The organism is Streptomyces sp. CA-210063 (assembly GCF_024612015.1).
Taxonomy (GTDB): domain Bacteria; phylum Actinomycetota; class Actinomycetes; order Streptomycetales; family Streptomycetaceae; genus Streptomyces.
The window spans coordinates 8,843,339-8,864,380 of record NZ_CP102512.1; the positions used below are offsets into that span (position 1 = coordinate 8,843,339).

Genomic DNA, 21,042 nt, shown 5'->3' on the forward strand with positions numbered 1-21,042 from the left:
GGGTGACTCGGAGATCAGCAGGACGTGGACAGGGCCTGACCTGGGCATGTGCGCAGCGCAACGCTCATGGGACGTTCCCCGCCCGGAAAGATCCACGTTGACGCGGCCACGTCCAGCACGACGACAACACGGGTATGCGTGTCGTCATAGTGACCGAGTCCTTTCCCCCGGATGTGAACGGCGTGGCCCACTGCGCCCTGCAGACCGCGCGACACCTCGTCGCGCGGGGGCACGCCCCCCTCGTCGTGGCCCCGGCCACCGCCCAGGGCACCGGAGCAGGTGCCGATCTTCAGGCGCCGTGCCCCGTCGTCCGCGTCCCCTCCCTTCCGCTCCCGGGCTATCCCCAGGTCCGTGTCGCCCTCCCCAGCCGCCGCGTGGCGGCGGCGATCGTCGAGCACCGGGCCGACATCGTCCACCTGGCCAGCCCCTTCGTCCTCGGCGTGCGGGGCATGGCGGCCGCCGCCCGCCTCGGTGTCCCCGCCGTCGCCATCTACCAGACCGACCTCGCCGGATACGCCCGCACCTACGTGCACGCGGGCGAAGCGGCGGCCTGGCGGCGTATCCGCTCCGTGCATGCCGCCGCCGACCGCACCCTCGCCCCGTCCAGCGCGGCCCTGCGCGACCTGGAGGCACACGGCGTGCCCCGGGTCAGCCTGTGGCCGCGCGGCGTCGACACCGCCCGGTTCCGCCCCGAGCTGCGTGACGAGGCGCTGCGCCGCGAACTGGCGCCGAACGGTGAGCTGATCGTCGGCTACGTCGGCCGCCTCGCCCCCGAGAAGCAGATCGAACTGCTGGCCGGGGTGTGCGGCCTGGACGGCGTACGCGTCGTCGTCGTGGGCGACGGACCCAGCGAGCCCGGGCTGCGCGAGGTCCTGCCCGGGGCCGTCTTCCTGGGCCGCCGCACCGGCGACGAACTCGCCCGGATCTTCGCCTCGTTCGACATCTTCGCCCACACCGGCCCCTTCGAGACCTTCTGCCAGACCGTGCAGGAGGCCATGGCGAGCGGGGTGCCCGTGGTGGCGCCCGCTGCCGGAGGCCCGCTGGACCTCGTCGCCCACGGGCGCACGGGCCTGCTGGTCCCGCCGCGCGACGCGGCCGCCGTACGCGACGCCGTATGGTCGCTCACCGCCGATCCGGGGCTGCGGATCGCGTACGGGGCCGCCGGACGAGCCATGGTCGAGGGGCGCACCTGGGCGGCCGTCGGCGATCAGCTCATCGGGCACTACGCCGATGTGCTGGCGGCGCGGACGGTGGTGGCGGCATGAGCGGGACTGCTTCCCAGAGGCTGCGGATCGTACGGCTCGCCAACTTCGTCGCGCCCTCCTCGGGCGGGCTGCGGACCGCGTTGCGGGAGCTGGGCAAGGGGTTCGAGGCGGCCGGGCACGAGGCCGTGCTCGTCGTGCCCGGTGAGCGGTACACCGACCGTGAGACGGAGCAGGGGCGGGTCATCACCCTGCCCGGGCCGCTGCTGCCGGGCACCGGCGGCTACCGCGTCCTCATGGACAAGCGGCGGGTGGCCAACCTGCTGGAGTCGCTGGAACCCGACCGGCTGGAGGTCTCCGACCGCACCACGCTGCGCTGGACGGGGAAGTGGGCCCGGCGGGCCAGGGTGCGCGCGGTGATGGTCTCCCACGAGACCGCCGACGGGGTGCTGCGGACCTGGGGCCTCTCCGAGGGGATGGCCCGCCGGACCTCCGACGCCCTCAACGTCCGTACGGCCCACACCTACTCGCGGGTGGTCTGCACGACCGAGTTCGCGGAACGGGAGTTCGTACGGATCGGCGCCCGGAACGTCGTACGGGCCCCGCTGGGCGTCGACCTCGTGGGACGCCACCCCGCTCTGCGGGACCCGGGGCTGCGCGAGCGGCACGCGCGCGTGGACGACGTTCTGCTGGTGATGTGCTCCCGGCTGTCCGTCGAGAAGCGGCCCGGGACCGCCCTCGACGCCCTGGAGGCGCTGGTGCGGCGAGGACGGCGGGCCGTGCTCGTCGTCGCCGGGGACGGACCGCTGCGCGGCAGGCTCGAACAGCGCGCGAAGGGGCTGCCGGTGACCTTCCTGGGACATGTGGGCGACCGCGACATGCTGGGCGCCCTGCAGGCCTCCGCCGATGTGGCCCTGGCCCCCGGGCCCGCTGAAACGTTCGGCCTCGCCGCGCTGGAGGCCATGGCCTGCGGTACGCCCGTGGTGGCCAGCTCCTCGTCCGCGCTGCCGGAGGTGATCGGGTCGGCCGGGGCGACGGCGGCGGACAACGGGGACGCCTTCGCGGACGCCGTCGAGCTGCTGCTGGACCGGCCCGAGGACGAGCGCCGGGAGGCGGCACGCGCGCGTGCCGAGTGCTTCGGCTGGCAGACCGCGGTGGACGCGTTCCTCGCCGCGCACGACGCGACCGTCGGGCGCCCGGTGCGGGAGGGCGTCGGATGAGATCCCCGCGGTTCGTGGCCCTCGGCGACTCCCTCACCGAGGGCGTGGGCGACCCCGTCGAAGGCGGTTGGCGGGGCTGGGCCGCGCTGCTCGCCGGCGGGCTCGGACCCGGGGCGGAGTTCACCAACCTCGCGGTCAGCGGATCCCAGACGCGCGACGTGCTGGACCGGCAGCTCTCCGCCGCGCTCGCGCTCCGCCCGGACCTCGCCTCCGTCGTCATCGGCGTCAACGACACCCTGCGCTGCACCTTCGACATCCACGCCGTCGCCGCCCGCCTCGACGAGGTCTACGGGGCCTTCCGGGAGCGGGGCGTGGTGCTGCTCACCGCGTGTCTGCCCGACCCCGGGGCGATGCTCGGCCTGCCCGGCGCCCTCGCCAGGCCGCTCGCCCGGCGGCAGCGGGCCGTCAACACGGTCGTGCACGCCCTGTCCGAGCGCCATGGGGCGGTCCATCTGCACGCCTCGGAGGGCGCCTGGCTGACGGACCGCGCGATGTGGAGCGCGGACCGGCTGCACCCCGGCGAGCGGGGGCACCGCCAGCTCGCCGTCCGCTTCCACGCGCTGCTCACGGAAGCCGGGATCGCGACGGGACCCGCGCCTTCCACCGAGCCCGAGTTCCCGGTGCCCACGCGCAGTGCCAGCCTGTGGTGGCTGGCCACCGCGGGGACGGGCTGGGTGGCCCGGCGCTGCACCGACCTGCTCCCGCAGCTCCTCACCCTCGCCGCCGCCGAGGTCCGCCACAAGGCCCGCGGCACCAGCGCCCGGCTGGACCTGTCCGCCTCCCACGCGGTGGCGTCGGCCCTGGCGGCACTGGCCGTACCGGACCAGCGGCCGGAGGTGGCGTGAGGCGGCTCCGGAGGAGTGGTGGGCAGCGGTTCGATGCCGCTGGTCAGCGGCGGTGTCGTACGGCGACGAACCGCACTGGTGTGCCCGGCGTGGCCTGGGCCGCGCCGGGCAGGTCCGACGGGTGGACCACGGCGATCACCGGGTAGCCCCCGGTGGTCGGATGGTCGGCGAGGAAGACGACCGGGCGGCCGTCCGGCGGCACCTGGACGGCGCCCAGCACCATCCCCTCACTGGGGAGTTCCCCCGGCCGGGCACGTTCCAGGGCGGGACCTTCCGTGCGCAGCCCGATGCGGTTGCTCGCGGAGGAGACGGTGTAGGGGTGCCTGGTGAGGGTGCGCAGTGCCGCGTCCGTGAACCAGTCGTCGCGGGGGCCGAGGGTGACACGCAGGACGAGTTCCGAGGGCGGCGCGGGATGCGGGACGACGTCCACGCGCGCGTGGACATGCGTCGGGCGGCCGAGCGGGAGCACGGTGCCGTCCGTCAGCGGCGGCGGACCGAGGCCCGACAGCAGGTCGGTGGAGCGGCTGCCGAGCACCGGATCCACGGCCACGCCCCCGGAGACGGCCAGATAGCCGCGTACGCCGGAACGCGCCGCCCCGATGTCCAGCACCGCCCCTCCGGGGACCCGTACGGGCGCTCCCCAGGCCACCGGGCGGCCGTCCACGGTGACGGGACAGGGGGCGCCTCCGACGGCCACGGTGACCGTCGAGCGGGGGCGTACGGAGCAGCCGTTGAGGGTGGTCTCCAGGACCGCCGCGTCCGGGGGGTTGCCCACCAGACGATTGACCAAGGCCGCGGCCGGCGGATCGAGGGCGCCCGACCGGGGCACGCCGAGGTGGGCGTGTCCGGGGCGGCCCAGGTCCTGGACGGTGGTCAGGGCACCGGAGCGGACGACGGCGAGGGCGCGGTCGGTCACCGGGCCGCCATGGGCGTGAAGCGGACCCGGGTGCCCGGCGCCAGCAGAGCGGCGGGCACGCGCGCGTGGTCCCACAGAACGGTGTCCGTCGTACCGATCAGCTGCCAGCCGCCGGGGGAGGAGCGCGGGTACACGCCGGTGTACGGGCCGGCCAGGGCGACCGAACCCGCCGGGACGGCCGTACGCGGGGTCGCCCGGCGCGGGACCTCGCGGGGCAGCCCGGTGAGGTAGCCGAAGCCGGGCGCGAAGCCGCAGAAGGCCACGCGGAACTCGGCCGCCGCGTGGATACGGGCCACCTCGGCCGCGTCCACGCCCCAGTGGGCGGCGACGTCCGACAGGTCGGGGCCGTCGTACCGCACGGGGATCTCGACGACGTCCTCCGCGCGCGCGGGGACGGGCGGTACCTCCCAGGTGGCGAGGCGCTCGGCGAGGCGGGACGGGTCGTCGAGGCCGTCCAGGAGGACCGTACGGGCGGCGGGGACGATCTCGGCCGCCGACAGGTCGCCCGTCGCGCGGCGGCGCAGCAGCTCGGCGTGCAGGGCCTCGGCCTCCTCCCCCGTGCCCACCTCGATCAGCAGCGCGCGGTCCCCGACCGGCAAGGCCCTCATGCGAACGCCTCCACGCGCACCCCCGAGGCCACCAGCTCGGCCCGGACCCGCCGGGCCAGCTCCACCGCGCCCGGCGTGTCGCCGTGCAGGCAGAGGGAGCGGGCGCGGACGGGGATGCGCTCCCCGGAGTGGGACGTGAGGGTGCCTTCGCCCGCGAGGCCGACCGACCGCTCGACCACGGCGTCGGCGTCCGTGATCACGGCACCGTCCTGACCACGCGGCACCAGAGTGCCCTGGTCGGTGTACGCGCGGTCCGCGAACGCCTCGGTGACGGCGGGCAGCCCGGCCGCCTCGGCCACCTTGAGGAAGCGCGAGCCGGGCAGGCCGAGGACGGGGAGCGTGGCGTCGGCGAGGAGCACCCCGTCGACCACCGCCGCCGCCTGCTCCTCGTCGTGCACGACGCGGTTGTAGAGCGCGCCGTGCGGCTTCACGTAGGACACGCGCGTGCCCGCCGCGCGCGCGAAGACCTCCAGGGCGCCGATCTGGTAGGCCACCTCGGCCGCCAGTTCGGCGGGCGGCACGTCCATCGCGCGCCGCCCGAACCCCGCCAGGTCGCGGTACGAGACCTGGGCCCCGACCCGTACCCCGCGCTCGGCCGCCAGCTCGCACACCCGCCGCATGGTGGCCGCGTCCCCTGCGTGGAAGCCGCAGGCCACATTGGCGCTGGTGACGACGGACAGCAGCCGCTCGTCGTCGGTCAGCGTCCAACGGCCGAAGCCCTCGCCGAGGTCGGCGTTGAGATCGATGGAGATCATGGGTCCCATTCTGCTGGTCGGTCCGTCGGCCGGTGACCGCCGGAATCCGGGGGTCAGGCCACGCGGTACTGCTCGTCGCGGGCGTCGGTCAGGAACATCTGGCCCGGTGCGTGGGTGATCGCGAAGGGCGGGCGGGAGGCCATCACCGCGGCCTGGGGCGTCACCCCGCAGGCCCAGAACACCGGGATGTCGTCCGGCTCGGCGTCCACCGGGTCGCCGAAGTCCGGGCAGGACAGATCCGCGATGCCGAGGCCCGCCGCCTCGCCGCAGTGCACCGGGCCTCCGTGCACGGCCGGCAAGAGACTGCTCTCCCGGATCGCGGCGGCCAGATGCTCGGGCGGCACCGGGCGCATCGACACCACCATCGGGCCCCGCACGCGCCCGGCGGGCCGGCACTGACGGCCGGTGACGTACATGGACACGTTGCGGCCCTGCTCGATGTGGCGCATCGGGACGCCCGCCTCGGTGAGCGCCCACTCGAAGGTGAAGCTGCACCCGATCAGGAACGACACCAGGTCCTCCCGCCAGACGTCCACCACGTCCGTCGGCTCGTCCACCAACTCACCGTGCTCCCACACCCGGTAGCGCGGCAGATCGGTGCGCAGGTCCGCGCCCTCCGCGAGCGGAGTCGTCCACGCACCGGCGTCCGTGACGTCCAGAACGGGACAGGGCTTGGGGTTGCGCTGGCAGAACAGCAGCATGTCGTACGCCCAGTCGGCGGGCACCGAGATCAGGTTCGCCTGGGTGTGCCCGGCGGCGACCCCGGCGGTGGGCCCCGCCACACCCGAGCGGAACCGGGCGCGCGCCTTCTCGGGGGTCCACGCGCGCGCGTGCGGGTCGACGAAGGTCAAGGGACGGTCCTGCGCGGTGGGGGCCGGAGGACGGTCCTGGTCGGTGCGGGATCGGGGACGGTCCTGGGTGGTCACGTGGTTCACACCAGTTCCTTTCCGCGTGTCTCCGGAAGGCCGAACAGGGCCACCGCCGCCAGGCCGTAGCCGATCGCGCCGAAGATCAGCGCGCCGCCGACGCCCCAGCTGTCGGCCAGGAAGCCGACCGTGGTGGGGAAGACGGCGCCCACCGCCCGCCCGGTGTTGTACGTGAAGCCCTGCCCGGTGCCCCGGACGGCCGACGGGTACAGCTCGCTGAGGAACGAGCCGAAGCCACTGAAGATCGCCGACATACAGAAACCGAGCGGGAAACCGAGCACCAGGAGAAGGGTGTTGGCGCCGCTCGGGATGTTCGCGTACGCCAGGATGCACAGCGCCGAGAGCACCGCGAAGAGCCAGATGTTCCGCCGGCGGCCCAGCCGGTCGGTGAGATAGCCGCCGGTGAGGTAGCCGATGAAGGCGCCGGAGATCAGGAACGTGAGATAGCCGCCGGTGCCCACGACCGACAGACCCCGCTCCGTCTTCAGGTAGGTGGGCACCCAGGTCGCCAGCGTGTAATAGCCGCCCTGGACACCGGTGGAGAGCAGCACCGCGAAGACCGTGGTGCGCAGCAGACCGGGAGCGGTGGCCGTGCCCGGCCGGAAGATCGCGGCGAACGAGCCCCTCTCGGCGCTCTTCTCCCGCGCGGCCGCCGCCTCCGGGGCGTCCTCGACCGAGCGGCGTACCCAGATGACGAGCAGTGCGGGGAGCGCGCCGGTCCAGAACATCACGCGCCAGGCGAGGTCGTCGTCGAAGAAGGAGAAGACCATCGTGTAGACGATCACGGCCAGTCCCCAGCCCACGGCCCAGGAGCTCTGGATCGCGCCGAGCGTACGTCCCCGGTGCTTGGCGCTCGCGTACTCGGCGACCAGGATCGCGCCGACCGCCCACTCACCGCCGAAGCCCAGCCCCTGAAGGGCGCGGAAGACCAGCAGCGTCTCGTAGTTGGGGGCGAAGCCGCAGGCCACGGTGAAGACCGCGTACGTGATCACGGTGATCATCAGCGCCTTCACGCGCCCGATCCGGTCCGCGAGGACGCCCGCGACGGCGCCGCCGATCGCCGAGACGACCAGCGTGACCGTGGTGAACAGCCCGGACTGGCCGTTGTCCAGTCCGAAGTAGGCCGTGAGCGCGACCATGCTCAGCGGCAGCGTGAAGTAGTCGTACGAGTCGAGCGCATAGCCACCGAACGCGCCGCCGAAGGCGCGGCGGCCGCGCGGGCCGAGGGCGCGCAGCCAGCCGAACGCGCCGTCGTCGGAGGCCGGTTCGCCCGGGGCGGGTTGAGTGGCGGAGGTCAGGGACTGGGCGGGAGGGGTCGTGCTCATGGGCACCTCGCAGTGAGGGAGGAGAGTGCGTAGGGACTGAGTCGTGCCGTGTTGCCGTGCCGTGCGGGAGCGGTCGGCGCCGGGAGCCGAGCGGAGGACGCCTGCCCAGCAAGGTAGAGGATCGTTGAACGATCCCTCAATACCTATGTTGTTTCGTTCTTGTGTCTGCGGTTGAATTCCGGGCATGGCCGCCGAACTGACCGGACTTGCCGACGACCGCGCCCTCCTCGGGCGCACCAGCACCGCCGAGCGGGTTTCGGACATCCTCCGAAGCCGGATCGCCGAGGGCTTCTTCCCGCCCGGGACGCGACTGTCCGAGGACAGCATCGGCGGCGCCCTCGGCGTCTCCCGCAACACCCTCCGCGAGGCGTTCCGCCTGCTCACCCATGAACGGCTCCTCGTCCACGAGCTCAACCGCGGCGTCTTCGTACGGGTGCTGACCGTCGAGGACGTCGAGGACATCTACCGCACCCGCCGCCTCGTCGAGTGCGCCGTCGTACGCGGCCTCGGTGCCCCGCCGTACGGACTCGACGGGCTCGCCGAAGCCGTCGCGGAGGGGCAGCGGGAGGCGCGCGAAGGTGACTGGAAAGGTGTGTCCACCGCGAACATCCACTTCCACCGCGAACTGGTCGCCCTCGCCGGCAGCGCCCGCACCGACGAGCTGATGCGCAGCGTCTTCGCCGAACTCCGGCTCGCGTTCCACGTGGTGGACAATCCACGCAAGTTGTACGAGCCGTATCTGGCGCGAAACCTGCTGCTCCTGCAGACACTGCAGCGGGGGGAGCGGGACGAGGCCGAGCGGATGCTGGCGGAGTATCTCGACGACTCGCTGAAGGGGCTGGTCGAGGTGTACGGGCGACGGGTTGCCGACGTCTCCTGAGACGCCGGTCCCGGCCTCGCCCCGACGGAACGATTTGGGTCGTTGTCAGACCCAGGACCTAGTCTGTGCACCGTGACTTCACCCGCATCGACGGACAGCGTTCCGCCCCAGCTCAGCGCGGGGCCGCGCCCCGCGCTGGGCCCGGCCGCCGACGAGGGACTGGCGCGGCGGCTGCGCGCGCTCGCCTGCACCGCGCCGTTGCACGACCTGGACGCCCGCAAGGCGAACCTCGCCGGTGAGTACTCGGTGTACGGCATGGCGGAGGTAGCCCTCGCCGCCATCGACCTGGTCACACTGAACATGGACTTCGACACGGGCGCGGACCACGACCAGATAGTCGCCCGCCTCATCCCCCGCATCGCCGCCCAGGCCCCGCGACGCCCCGTCGAGGAGCACGAGCGGGTGGCCCGCTGGGTCCTGGAGAACCTGATCAACGTCGGCAGCGTCGACCGCGGCTTCCGGGCCGTATACGGAACGTTCGCGCCCGACGGCACGTATGTGCGCCGCGACTACGACTTCAAGCTGATCGAGGAGGTCCCCGGCTTCGGGGGCGGCGTCTATCTCCGTACGACCGACGAGGCCGTCAACGTCCTCGTGGGTGCCCTCGACACCGATGTCACCAGCGCCCAGATCGCCGCCGAGGTCAAGCTCGAGGTGCTGATCAGCCGAGGCCGGCTCGCCGACGCCCAGCTCGCCGCGGAGCAGGCGCGCTACCGGACCGTGCAGTACTCGGAGACGCTCAGGAAGGCGCTGGACGCCACCCGGCGCAATGTCCGCGCGGTCGACTGGCTCCAGACCGTGCCCGACATGATCGCCGAGGCGCTCGACCACGTCGCCGACCGCTACCGCCACGAGAACGCGATCCTCACCAACATCCGCAAGGCCCGTGACGAGTCCGAGGACCCCGAGCACAAGCGGCGCGCCGCCGAGCTCGTCGACATCGTCAAGGACTGCATCCGGCGGCACACTCAGCTGCAGTCCCGGCTGCTGGAGGCCGGTCCGCTGTTCCGCGCGGAACAGGACCGGCAGGCCTTCGCCACGCCGATGACGACGTCGGGGATAGATCTGTACGGGCATCTGGTCGCGCCCCTGCTGCCGCTGCCGGTGGAGCAGGCGCGGAAGGTGACCGACGCGTTCTTCGCCGGTGGGACGGGGTTGCGTACACCGGGGTCTGTGCGGGTGGGGGACCTTGTCGATCTGCTGTTCACGCCGCCGGTGGAGCGGGAGCACCTCGGGGCGGAGATGCCGGAGCCGGATCTGATCGCCACGCCCGACGACAGCCGGTTCAGTGAGGAGCAGTTGACGGCGGCGAAGGAGCTGTTGGATCTGCCGGCCGACGCGCCGCGGAGGTTGTCCGGGTTGTTGGCGGAGGCGCGGCTTCAGGATGCGGAACTGCCTTATCTGGTCGCCCTGTTGGCCGTGCATGCGGCGAGTCCGCCGGTCGGTACGGCTTATCGGCAGGGGGAGGAGAAGCTGCTGTTCGCCGTGGACGACGGGACGGAGCTGGACGATCCCGAGTTCGGTGGGGCGGATTTGATCGTGGGGATGGCTTTGTTGGATGCGGCGGGGATGGCAGCCGATCGGGAGGCTGCGTGAGAGCGCCGTTGAGCTGCGGGTTCGCGTTCGGCTGCAGGTTGTTTGTGGCTGGTCGCGCAGTTCCCCGCGCCCCTTACTTCGCTGCCCCGCCCTCTTGTTATGAGACCAAGGAGTTCCCGCCGTGAGTGAGCAAGTCGAGTGGAGTGAGCCTGAGACGGCTGCCGCTCCGGTGGTTGCTGCCCTCACTCCCGCCGACGCCGCCGATGCCGCTCGGCTCGTTGCCTTTGGGTTGCAGCCCAAGCTTCAGCCTGCGCGGGACCAGGAGTACGGGGAGTTGCTGCGGCGGTATCGGGAGGACCCGGCGTTCGCGCGGCTGGCCGATGCCGTGGCCACCGGGCTCGGGCTGGTCGTGCTGGAGGTGTCGCCGCGGGCGGGAATGGCGGTCACGGCGGCCGAGGACTCGGTGTTCGCGGTGCGGATGGGGGACTACGCGCGGCGGACGTCGGCGGACTCGGTGGACCGGTTCCTGCACGGGCTGGCGCATCTCGCGGTCGCCGCGATGGCGTTTCCGCGGCCGGAGGACCTCGCGGACGACGGGTACATCGGGCGGGTGTCGGTCAACGGGGTCGACGCCTTCGTCCGGCAGGCCTGTCGGCGGCTGGAGGAGCGGGCCGAGGCGCAGGGGGAGAACACCGACCCGGCGAGCGACGCGCCAGGCCTTGAGTCGGCCTGGCGGATCTGGGCGAGACGCAGTTCCACCGGTGCCACGAAGGACGCGCGCCGCCTGGCCGGCTCGACCACCGGCATCATCGGCAAGGCGGTGGGCTTCCTGACCGACTCGGGATTCCTGCAGCGCACGGGCGACGACAACGGCGGTACGTATCGGACGACCGCGCGTTATCAGCTCCAGGTACGGGACATGGCGGGCAGTGCCGCGATGGCCGAGCTGCTGGAGCTGGGGATCGTACCGGTCACCGACGGCACGGCCACGCTGCTGCCCGCCGAGGAGACCGACGATCTGGAGCTGGTGGCCGACGCCGGACTGCCGTTCCACTCCTGATGTCCTGCTCATTCCTGTCTATTTCCGCCCGTTCCCGACTCCTGACCTCACGAACCACCGACCGCACCACCGATACGACCGCGAAAGTCCGCCGCCATGTACGAGCTGTCCCGGGTCCGCCTCTACTCCATCGGGCCGGCCGGTGCGCGCTACGCCGACACCGTGCTGGACCTGAGGGGTGTCGGCGAGTACGTGCCCGACCCCGCGCCGCAGCAGGCGGAGTTCTTCGAGGAGGAGCCCACCGGGCCGCCGCGTCGCCCCGCGCCCGCGGGTGTGCTCTTCCTGGAGAACGGCGGTGGCAAGTCGGTCCTGCTCAAGCTGATCTTCTCGGTGATGCTGCCGGGCCACCGGAACACGCTGGGCGGTGCCAGCTCGGGTGTGCTGCGGAAGTTCCTGCTGGCGGACGACTGCGGGCATGTCGCGCTGGAGTGGCAGCACACGCTGACCGGTGAGTGTGTCGTCGTCGGCAAGGTGAGCGAGTGGCGCGGACGGCAGGTCTCCAACGATCCGCGGAAGTTCGCCGAAGCCTGGTACTCGTTCCGGCCCGGGCCCGGACTGAGCCTGGACAACCTGCCCGTCGCCGAAGCCACCGCCGTACGGCCGCCCGTCGAAGGCGCGTCGGGAGCGCAGGGGCGGCGGCGGACCATGAAGGGCTTCCGGGACGCCATCACCGAGGCCGGCAAGGCGTATCCGCACCTCGAAGTGCACTGGGAGGAGATCCACGACCGCTGGAACGAGCATCTGACGGACCTCGGTCTCGACCCCGAACTCTTCCGCTATCAGCGGGAGATGAACGCGGACGAGGGTGAGGCCGCCGGGCTGTTCGCGGTGAAGAAGGACTCCGACTTCACGGATCTGCTGCTGCGGGCGGTCACTGATACGCGTGACACCGACGGTCTCGCCGACCTGGTCGGCGGCTTCGGCAACAAGCTCGGCCGGCGGGCCGAGCTGATCGCCGAGCGGGACTTCACGGCCGGGTCCGTGGACCTGCTCGGGCGGATCGTCGAGGCCGCCGAGGGCCGGGCACGGGCGCGGGACATCCACGCGGGCGCCGAGCGGCGCACCCGCACACTGGCCCGGCGGCTGTCGGCGCGGGCCGCGCGGGAGCGGCTGCGGGGCACCGATCTCGCCCAGCGGGTCACCGCCGCCGCATACGCGGTCACGCATTCCGAGGCCGCCCGTGATCGCAGCGCGCTGATCGCGGCCGAACTCGCCTACCGGCACGCCTCGTTGGCACTGGCCGCCGCCGAGAAGACGGCCGCAGCCCAGAAGCGGGAGCTCGCCGACGCGCGCACACTGCACTCCGCCTGGCAGGCCGCCGAGGCCGTCCTCAGGCACCGGGCCGCCGCCGACCGGGTGGCCCGCGTGGCCGCCGCCATCCAGGAGGCCGAACGGGACGCGGCCCCGGCGCTCGCCGCCCGCGCCAAGGCCGCCGTCGACCTCGTACGTGCCCTGGCCGCCGCCGCCGAGAGCGCCGAGGAACTGGCGAACGAGGGCGAAGAGCGGTCGGCCGCCCTGCAGGAGGTCGGCGAGGCCGCCCACCGGGACTCGACCGTCGCGGCCACCGAGGCGCAGCGCGCCCGCAGCGAAGTCGGGCACCTGAAGCAGCGGCTCAGCGAGGTCGAACAGGAGACCGCCGAGGCCGTCCGCGCGGGCTGGCTCGACGACAGCGCGCCCGACGCCGATCCGGCCCGGGCCGCCCTCGCCGCCAGCGACGCGGAGAAGACGGCCGTCGCCGCCTGGGACACCGCACGCGAGGCCTCGCGCCGTGCCTCCGAGCACGCCCGGGAGGCGGCCTCCGCCGAGTCCCGCGCGGAGCTGACGGCCGCCCGCGCGGCGGACGCGGCCGTCGCCGCCGAGCGCGCCTACGACGGGGAGCGCCGTACGGCGGAGGCCCTGGCGGGGGAGGAGCGGCTGGCGGAACTGCTGAGCCTGCCGGGTGCCTCCGGCAGAGCGCGGCCTGCGGTGCCCGTGCCGCGCAGGGGCGGTGCCACCGATGCCGACCCGGGTACGGCCACCGAGGCGGCCGACGGCTCCCGTACGGCCTCCGGCGACGCCACGGGTGCTCACGCCGAAGGCACCCTCACCCCCGAGGAGCTGGACCGCTTCGCCGACGAGCTGCGCGAGTTGCTCGACGAGAGCGTGTCGTCCGCCGAGCGCCACCTCTTCGAGCTGCGCACCGCCGCGGCCGACGACTCCCGCATCCTGGGCGCTCTCGGCGACGGCGGGCTGCTGCCGCCGGGCCCCGACGTCCTGGCGACGGTCGAGTTCCTCGGCGAGCACGGCATCCCGGCCCTCCCCGGCTGGCGCTACCTCGCCCAGGCTGTGGACCCGGCCGACCACGCGCGCGTACTGGCCGCCCGCCCCGAACTGGTCGACGGCGTGATCATCACCGATCCTGCCTCGCACGCCCGGGCCCGCGAGGCGCTGAGCGACGCGGCACTGCTCCCGAGGTCCGCCGTGGCCGTCGGTACGGCAGCGGCCCTGCTGGCACCGACCCCGCCCGTGGACTCGGGCGACGGTGACGTCTTCCTCGTACCGCCGAACCCGGCCATGCACGACGAGCACGCCGCCGACGAGGAGCGGCAGGCGCTGCGCGCGCGGGCGACCGAGCGGGACGAGGAGATCCGGGAGCTGGCGGCCCGGCTCGGCAAGGACCGGGAACTCGCCGCGCGACTCGCCTCGTGGCGCACGGGCTGTCCGGCGGGGCGGCTCACGGAGCTGGCCGCGGCCGCGCAGGAGACGCGGGCGTTCGCCGCGGAGTCCGAGGCGGAGCTGGCGGAGGCGCGGACCGTGCGGGCCGAGGCCGAGGAGGCGGCGGCCGAGGCCGCCCAGGTGCGGGACGAGCGGCAGGAGGCCGCGCAGAAGGCCCGGCGTGCCGCCGACGCCCTCGCCGGGCTCGCCTACCGGCTGCGCGAGCGCGCCGGCTGGCAGGTCAAGCTCCGCGAACTCGCCGACGAGGCCATGGAGTCCGAGGCCCGCGCCCAGTCCTGTCTCGAGCGCGCCCGCGCCGCCGACGAGGACCGGCGTGCCACCCAGCGCGGCGCCGACGACGCCCGCCGCACGGCGCGCGCCCTGCGCGCCGAGCGCGCCGAGATCGCGGGAGCCCCCGACGACGTACCGGAGGCCGACTCCGACGCGCCGAAGCAGCCCCTCGCCGCCCTCCGCGAGGCCTACCGGGCAGCCTCCCAGGTGTACGAGAAAGTCGGCGTCGGCGCCGATCTACGTGCCGAGCAGGCGCGGGCCGAGAGCGACGAGAGCGCCGCGATCGCCGAGCTGGACCGGCTCACCAACAAGGTCCACAACCGTGCCGCGCAGTTGCTCCAGTCGCCCGATGGCTCCGACGGGCCGTCCCGGCAGGCCGCGGCAGCGCGCGCCGAGGAACTCGTCCAGCTCCTCGAAACCCGTGTGTCCACCGCGAGCGAGCAGCTCGGGCGGCTGCGCGGTGAGGCCGAGCGGCACGCGCCCAAGGACGGCGAGGCGCACACCGAGCTGCCCGAGGAGCTGATCCCGCGCGACGCCGACCACGCCCAGGCCCTGCTGCGCACCGCCACCGCCGAACTCGCCTCCCGGACCGAGGCATTGACGCAGGCCCGCGAGGCCCACGCCGAACTGCTGGAGTCCCACCGCGCCGCGGAGGACGCGGCCGGCGGCTTCGACGAGACGGCCGCCCTGCTCCGGGACCTCCTGCGCGACCATTCCACGGACGACGACCAGGAGGAGCCCGAGCCCTACCCCGGCTGTCTCGAGGACGCCCGCAAGGCCGCGGCCGAGGCCCGCCGTTCGCTGCGCGGCTGCGCCGCCGACCTCTCCGCCGCCGAGGGCGCCGTCCGCGAGGCGAGCGACATCCTCGTACGCCATGCCAACTCCACCCGCTACGAGCAGGTCCGCACGCCCGCCCGCCAGCAGATCCGCGAGCTGCCCGCCTCCTCGCTCCCCGAGCACGCCCAGAAGTGGGCCGACGCCTTCGCGCCCCGACTCCGGGTCCTCACGGACGAGTTGGCGCAGCTGGAACGCAACCGGGACTCGATCGTCGACCGGCTGCGAGGCCTCGTGGAGTCGGCCCTCGCGACCCTCCGGTCCGCCCAGCGGCTGTCCAGGCTCCCCGAGGGGCTGGGGGAGTGGTCCGGCCAGGAGTTCCTGCGCATCCGCTTCGAGGAGCCCGACCAGGCCACCCTCGCCGAGCGGTTGGGCGAGGTCGTCGACGAGGCGACCCGCGCGGCGGTGAAGAAGAACTCCGACATGCGCCGCGACGGCATGTCCCTGCTGCTCCGGGGCGTCAGCGCCGCGCTCCAGCCCAAGGGCGTCGCCGTGGAGATCCTCAAGCCGGACGCGGTGCTGAGGGCCGAGCGCGTCCCCGTCGGACAGATGGGCGATGTCTTCTCCGGCGGCCAGCTGCTCACCGCCGCCATCGCCCTGTACTGCACGATGGCCGCCCTCCGCAGCAACGACCGGGGCCGGGACAAGCACCGCCACGCGGGAACGCTGTTCCTCGACAACCCCATCGGCCGCGCCAACGCGACGTACCTGCTGGAACTCCAACGGGCGGTCTCGGACGCCCTGGGCGTCCAACTCCTCTACACCACGGGCCTGTTCGACACGACCGCCCTGGCGGAGTTCCCCCTGGTCATCCGCCTCCGCAACGACGCCGACCTACGAGCGGGCCTGAAGTACATCAGGGTGGAGGAACACCTCCGCCCGGGACTGCCCCGTGAGACAGCGGCCGGCGAGGCCGCACACACCGAGATCACCGCGACCCGTATGTACAAGAGACCAGCTACAACCGCCCCGTAAGGGGCGCGGGGAACTGCGCGACCAGCCACAACGGACCCGCAGTTCCCCACTTTTTTGGCAGCGCAGCGACTACGCGTCGGCCTTCAAAAGATCCGCACACTTCTCGCCGATCATCATCGTCGTGATGCACGGATTGACGGTGACGAGATCCGGCATGACCGACCCGTCCGCCACCCGCAGCCCCTCGACCCCCTTGACCCGCAGCCGCGCGTCCAGCGGGGCCGAGGTGTCGTCGTCCGCGCCCATCTTCACGGTGCAGGACGGGTGGTAGACGGTGTTGTGGGTCTTGTGGATGTAGTCGAGCAGCTCGTCATCGGTCCGGACGTCCGGACCGGGTGCCAGCTCGGCCCCGGCCCACCCGCTCAGGGCCGGCTGCGCCGCGATCTGCCGGGCGAGACGGAGGCCGTACGTCATCACGCGCACATCGTGCTCGTGCGTGAAGTAGCGCGGGTCGACCTTCGGCTTGTCCCGGTAGTCCCGAGTGCGCAGCCGCACGGTGCCCCGGGACTTGGCCCGCGTCACGTTCGGCGTCAGACAGAACGCGTTCTCGGACGTGGGGTAGCCGTGCCGGGCGGTGTTCATGTCGAACGGGACGGACCCGTAGTGGAACATCAGGTCCGGCCGGTCCAGGCCCGGTTCGGTGTCGTAGAAGATGCCCGCCTCCCACCACTGGTTGGACGTGGTGGGCATCGGCTGGGCGGCCTCCCACATGATGACGCCCTCGGGGTGGTCCTGGAGGTTCTCGCCGACGCCCGCCGAGTCCACGACCACGTCCACGCCCACCTCGCGCAGGTGTTCCGCGGGGCCGATGCCGGAGAGCATCAGGATCTTGGGGGTGTCGATGGAGCCGCAGGAGACGATGACCTCACGCCGGGCGCGTACCGTCCGGGTGTGGATGAGGTCCGGGTCCAGATACTCGGCTCCGACGCAGCGCCGCCCTTCGAACACCAGTTTCTTGGCGCGGACCCCGGTGCGCACCTCCAGGTTCGGGCGCTTGCCCATGATCGGGTGCAGATACGCCACCGACGAGGACTGCCGGATGTTGTTCTCGTCGGAGTTGATCTGGAACCAGTTGGCACCCCGGACCACCGTCGTACCCGTGTTGAAGGGCGTCGTCGGGATACCCGCCTGGACGCACGCCTCCAGCAGGGCGTTGCCGCACGGGTCCTCGCTCTTGATCGTGCGGAGCTTCACGGGCCCGGTGCGGCCGTGGTGGTCGCCGGGCGCGTCGTTGTTCTCGAGCCGCTGGTAGAGCGGGAAGAGGTCGGCCGCGGACCAGCCCGTACAGCCCGCGGCCGCCCAGTCGTCGAGGTCCTCCGCCGGTGCCCAGAAGGCGATGCAGGAGTTGTGGGAGGAACAGCCGCCGAGCACCTTCGCTCTCGCATGGCGCATGAAGCTGTTGCCGCTGGCCTGCGGCTCGACCGGATAGTCCCAGTCGTAGCCGGACTCCAGCAGGCCCATCCAGCGTTCCAGCTTCATGACGTCGTCGTCGCCGACGTCACTGGGTCCCGCCTCCAGTACGCACACCGTGACCGACGGATCCTCGGAGAGCCGGGCCGCCACCACGTTTCCCGCGGTGCCGCCGCCGACCACGACATAGTCGAACTCATCTGCCTTCATGGGGAGTTGACCTCCTGTGTTGCTGTGTTGCTGTGCTGCGCCGGATTCTCGGGAGTCGTTTCTCAGTCGGCCGCCGGGGAGGCGACGGGCGCGGCGGGCGGCGCGGGCGGTGTGGCCTGGGCTTCGACGGCCACGCGGTGCTCGGCGAGCACGCCTGTCTTGTGCCGCTGGATGAACCAGTAGTAGGCGAAGCCGCCGCCAGCGATGATCCCGACGAAGAGGACGGCACCCCACTGCAGATACCAGTGGAACGGGGCGGCCGCGTTGTAGACCGCGGCCCGCGGCCAGATCAGGTTGAGGGTCATGCCCCCGCCCCACAGCACGGCGAGGATGTTCACGAGGAGGCCCCAGCGGCCCAGTGAGAACCGGCCGTCCCCGGCGGGCTGCCACTTGCCTCGCAGCCGCGCCACCAGCATCGGCACGGTGACGCCCAGGTAGGCCAGGTAGATCATGATGATGCCGATGCTGGTCACCACGGTGAAGATCTGCGGCTGGCGGATGTTGACCACGAGGATCGCCAGCGCCAGGACACCGATGATCACGGTCGGCAGCACCGGCGTCTGGAAGCGCGGGTGGCACTTGGCCAGCTTCGAGGACGCGGGCAGGTTGTTGTCCCGGGCCATCGCGAACGCCAGCCGGACCGCGGCGGTGTGGACGGCCAGGGCGCAGACGGTGACCGCGATCAGCACGCACCACAGCATCGCCTTGCCGGCCGTCGGACCGAGCACGTTGAGCACGACGTACTGCAGCCCGTCGGTGGACAGCTGCTCACCCTTCAGACTGGAGACGCTCATCAGCGCCAGCAGCAGGATCAGGCCGCCGAGGAGGAACGAGGCGACGATCGCCCGGATGATCGCGCGCGGCGCGTTCCGGGTCGGGTCCAGCGACTCCTCACCGAGCGAGGCGGCCGTGTCGAAGCCGTACATGACGTACGCGGACGCCAGCGAGGCCACGAGGAACGCGCCCAGGTACCCGTTGCCGTAGCCCTCTCCGGTGCCGTTCGTCTCCAGCACCACCTGCGGGCCACGCGTGATGTGCACGGCGAACAGCACGATCAGTACGACGGTGGCGATCAGCTCGATGAACACGCCCGCCGTGTTGATCCGGGCCATCAGCTTGACGCCGAAAGCGTTCACCAGGGTCGTGAACAGGATCAGCACCGCGGCCAGGATGACCGCGTTGGTCGCCACGTCATACGTACCCGTGCCGTCCCCGACGATCTGGAACACGTCGGAGATCTGGGGCAGCGTCAGCTGGTAGGCCAGTGCGACCGCAGCGATCGACACGATCGAGGCGATCAGCATCATCCAGCCGGCGAGCCAGCCCAGGTGCGGGTTGCCTATCTTCTTCGACCAGTTGTAGACGGAGCCCGCGACCGGATAGCGGGCCGCCAGCTCCGCGAAGCAGAGCGCGACCATGAACTGGCCGATGAACACCATGGGCCACGACCACCAGTAGGCGGGGCCGCCGCTGCCGTAGCCGAAGTAGAACAGCTGGAAGGTGCCGGTCAGGATCGAGATGTAGCTGATCCCGGCGGCGAAGGTGTGGAAGTTGCCGAGAGTGCGCTTGAGTTCGGGCTTGTAGCCGAACTCGGTGAGTTCCGCATCGTCGGACGTGCTCTTTGGTCCGGGGGGTTGCTCGATTGTCGTCATGAGCGGACTCCTGGTGGGCCTTGGGGAGGGGGGAGGGAGCGGCTCTTGCGGGTGCCGAGAGGAAAGTGCGGGGGAAGGCGCTTGGGGGGAGATACAACTACGCCTCAACTACCCTTTGTCGCAAGGGAGTCAGGCGAACCAACCCTGAGGTGAGGGGTCCGTGTTCCGCCAGATGTGCTTCGCCTCGCGGTACTCGGCGAGCCCTGAGGGCCCGAGTTCGCGGCCGAAGCCGGACTGCTTGAAACCGCCCCACTCGGCCTGCGGCACATACGGGTGGTAGTCGTTGATCCACACCGTGCCGATCCGCAGCCGGGCCGCGACCCGCTGCGCCCTGGCCTCGTCCGTCGTCCATACGGCGCCGGCCAGACCGTAGATGGTGTCGTTGGCCAGCCGTATCGCCTCGTCCTCGGTGCTGAACCGTTCCACCGTCAGCACCGGCCCGAACGACTCGTCCTGGATCACGGACATCGTGCTCGTGCACTCGTCCAGGACGGTCGGCAGATAGTAGAAGCCCTTGTCGTACGCGTCGCCACTCGGCCGGTCGCCGCCGCAGCGCAGTACCGCGCCCTCGGCGATGCCCTTGGCGACGTACTCCTCGACCTTCGACCGGTGTGCCGCCGAGATCAGCGGCCCGGTCTGCGCCTGCTCGTCGAACGGGCCGCCGAGCCGGATCTCCTGCGCCCGGCGGACGACCTCGTCGACGAACCGGTCGTGCAGCGAGTCCTCCACCAGCAGGCGGGCGCCCGCCGAGCACACCTGACCCGAGTGCAGGAACACCGCGGTCAGCGCCATGTCGACGGCCGTGTCGAAGTCGGCGTCGGCGAAGACGATGTTCGGGTTCTTGCCGCCGAGCTCCAGGGCGACCTTCTTCACGCTCGCGGCGGCGTTGGCCATCAGCCGCCGACCGGTCTGGAGACCACCGGTGAAGGAGACCAGGTCCACGTCCGGGTGATCGGAGAGCGGGGCGCCCGCCTCGGGGCCGGCGCCGAGGACCAGGTTGGCCACGCCCGGAGGCAGCCCCGCCTCCTCCAGGAGGCGCATGAGGTGGATCGCGGTGTGCGGGGTCAGCTCGCTCGGCTTCAGCACGAAGGTGTTGCCCGCCGCGAGCGCCGGGGCGACCTTCCAGGCCGTCTGGAGGAGCGGGTAGTTCCACGGAGTGATCAGCGCGCACACCCCGACCGGCTCGTACACGACCCGGCTGTCGACGCCCGCCTGGCCCGTGTCGACGACCCGGCCCGTCTCGGCGGTGGCCGCCCGCCCGAAATAGCGGAAGCAGTTCGCGATGTCGTCGATGTCGTACTCGCTCTCCACCAGCCGCTTGCCGGTGTCGAGGGACTCGGCGCGCGCGAGCGCGTCCTTGTCGCGTACGAGGAGGTCGGCGACCCGAAGCAACAGGTCACCGCGGTCCGCGGGCGAGGTGGTGGGCCAGGGGCCCTCGTCGAAGGCGCGACGTGCGGCCGCGATCGCCTCCACGGTGTCCTTGCCGCCGGCCTCGTCGACGACCGCGACCAGGCTGCCGTCGGCGGGACAGCGGATCTCACGGGTCCGCTCATCGAGCGCGGCTCGCCACGCTCCGCCGATGAAAAGTTCGGGCATGTCTCTCGTCCTCCTGGTCAGCGCCGTACGGCAGGCGCCCTCGCGGCTGGGCACCTAACCGGACGACCGCGTTCTATGCCAAAAGCGACGCCAAATGTGACGGTCAA

Annotated in this window: 15 protein-coding genes; 7 read left to right on the forward strand and 8 right to left on the reverse strand. The window is 72.3% G+C overall.

Annotation, left to right across the window (positions count from 1 at the left end; translation table 11 throughout):
• Positions 1-134 precede the first annotated feature (134 nt).
• The 3 genes from JIX56_RS38700 to JIX56_RS38710 are packed head-to-tail and all read left to right on the forward strand — an operon-like array spanning position 135 to position 3,267.
• Positions 135-1,265: a glycosyltransferase family 4 protein gene (locus JIX56_RS38700; protein ID WP_257547716.1), complete on the forward strand. Its 1,131-nt coding sequence runs from the start codon at positions 135-137 to the stop codon at positions 1,263-1,265.
• A complete protein-coding gene (locus JIX56_RS38705; protein WP_257547718.1) occupies positions 1,262-2,422 on the forward strand; it encodes a glycosyltransferase in 1,161 nt (386 codons plus the stop codon). The genes JIX56_RS38700 and JIX56_RS38705 overlap by 4 nt, the downstream gene beginning before the upstream one ends.
• On the forward strand, positions 2,419-3,267 hold the full coding sequence (locus tag JIX56_RS38710; protein WP_257547720.1) for an SGNH/GDSL hydrolase family protein: 849 nt from the start codon (positions 2,419-2,421) through the stop codon (positions 3,265-3,267). The genes JIX56_RS38705 and JIX56_RS38710 overlap by 4 nt, the downstream gene beginning before the upstream one ends.
• Positions 3,268-3,310: 43 nt before the next feature.
• Here JIX56_RS38710 and JIX56_RS38715 read toward each other — a convergent pair whose 3' ends face one another.
• The 5 genes from JIX56_RS38715 to JIX56_RS38735 form a co-directional block, all read right to left on the reverse strand.
• Positions 3,311-4,183 carry a biotin-dependent carboxyltransferase family protein gene (locus tag JIX56_RS38715; RefSeq protein WP_257547722.1) on the reverse strand — a complete coding sequence of 291 codons (873 nt, stop codon included), beginning with the start codon at positions 4,181-4,183 and terminating at the stop codon, positions 3,311-3,313.
• On the reverse strand, positions 4,180-4,791 hold the full coding sequence (locus JIX56_RS38720; RefSeq protein ID WP_257547724.1) for a 5-oxoprolinase subunit B family protein: 612 nt from the start codon (positions 4,789-4,791) through the stop codon (positions 4,180-4,182). Before JIX56_RS38720 ends, JIX56_RS38715 begins: the two co-directional genes overlap by 4 nt.
• The gene (locus JIX56_RS38725) at positions 4,788-5,546 is read right to left on the reverse strand and encodes a LamB/YcsF family protein (protein WP_257547725.1); all 759 of its coding nucleotides are present in this window, start codon (positions 5,544-5,546) and stop codon (positions 4,788-4,790) included. Before JIX56_RS38725 ends, JIX56_RS38720 begins: the two co-directional genes overlap by 4 nt.
• Positions 5,547-5,599: 53 nt before the next feature.
• Entirely contained in the window at positions 5,600-6,397 is a 798-nt protein-coding gene (locus JIX56_RS38730; RefSeq protein ID WP_257551356.1) for a putative hydro-lyase, read from the reverse strand.
• Between the two features lie 80 nt (positions 6,398-6,477).
• Entirely contained in the window at positions 6,478-7,797 is a 1,320-nt protein-coding gene (locus JIX56_RS38735) for an MFS transporter (RefSeq protein ID WP_257547727.1), read from the reverse strand.
• Positions 7,798-7,981: 184 nt separating this feature from the next.
• On the opposite strand from JIX56_RS38735, the gene JIX56_RS38740 reads away from it, so the two are divergent.
• From JIX56_RS38740 to JIX56_RS38755, 4 genes are all read left to right on the forward strand, one after another.
• Positions 7,982-8,677, forward strand: a complete 696-nt coding sequence (locus JIX56_RS38740; RefSeq protein ID WP_257547729.1) for a GntR family transcriptional regulator — start codon at positions 7,982-7,984, stop codon at positions 8,675-8,677.
• Between the two features lie 72 nt (positions 8,678-8,749).
• A complete protein-coding gene (locus JIX56_RS38745; RefSeq protein WP_257547731.1) occupies positions 8,750-10,273 on the forward strand; it encodes a hypothetical protein in 1,524 nt (507 codons plus the stop codon).
• A 121-nt stretch (positions 10,274-10,394) separates the two neighbouring features.
• The gene (locus JIX56_RS38750) at positions 10,395-11,273 is read left to right on the forward strand and encodes a hypothetical protein (protein ID WP_257547733.1); all 879 of its coding nucleotides are present in this window, start codon (positions 10,395-10,397) and stop codon (positions 11,271-11,273) included.
• Between the two features lie 96 nt (positions 11,274-11,369).
• The gene (locus JIX56_RS38755) at positions 11,370-16,067 is read left to right on the forward strand and encodes a hypothetical protein (protein WP_257547734.1); all 4,698 of its coding nucleotides are present in this window, start codon (positions 11,370-11,372) and stop codon (positions 16,065-16,067) included.
• A gap of 69 nt (positions 16,068-16,136) precedes the next feature.
• Here JIX56_RS38755 and JIX56_RS38760 read toward each other — a convergent pair whose 3' ends face one another.
• The 3 genes from JIX56_RS38760 to JIX56_RS38770 all read right to left on the reverse strand — a co-directional run bounded on the left by JIX56_RS38760 (position 16,137) and on the right by JIX56_RS38770 (position 20,935).
• The gene (locus JIX56_RS38760) at positions 16,137-17,687 is read right to left on the reverse strand and encodes a GMC family oxidoreductase (RefSeq protein ID WP_257547736.1); all 1,551 of its coding nucleotides are present in this window, start codon (positions 17,685-17,687) and stop codon (positions 16,137-16,139) included.
• 62 nt (positions 17,688-17,749) lie between these two features.
• On the reverse strand, positions 17,750-19,339 hold the full coding sequence (locus JIX56_RS38765; protein ID WP_257547738.1) for an APC family permease: 1,590 nt from the start codon (positions 19,337-19,339) through the stop codon (positions 17,750-17,752).
• 129 nt (positions 19,340-19,468) lie between these two features.
• Positions 19,469-20,935: an aldehyde dehydrogenase family protein gene (locus JIX56_RS38770; RefSeq protein WP_257547740.1), complete on the reverse strand. Its 1,467-nt coding sequence runs from the start codon at positions 20,933-20,935 to the stop codon at positions 19,469-19,471.
• Between the last annotated feature and the right edge of the window lie 107 nt (positions 20,936-21,042).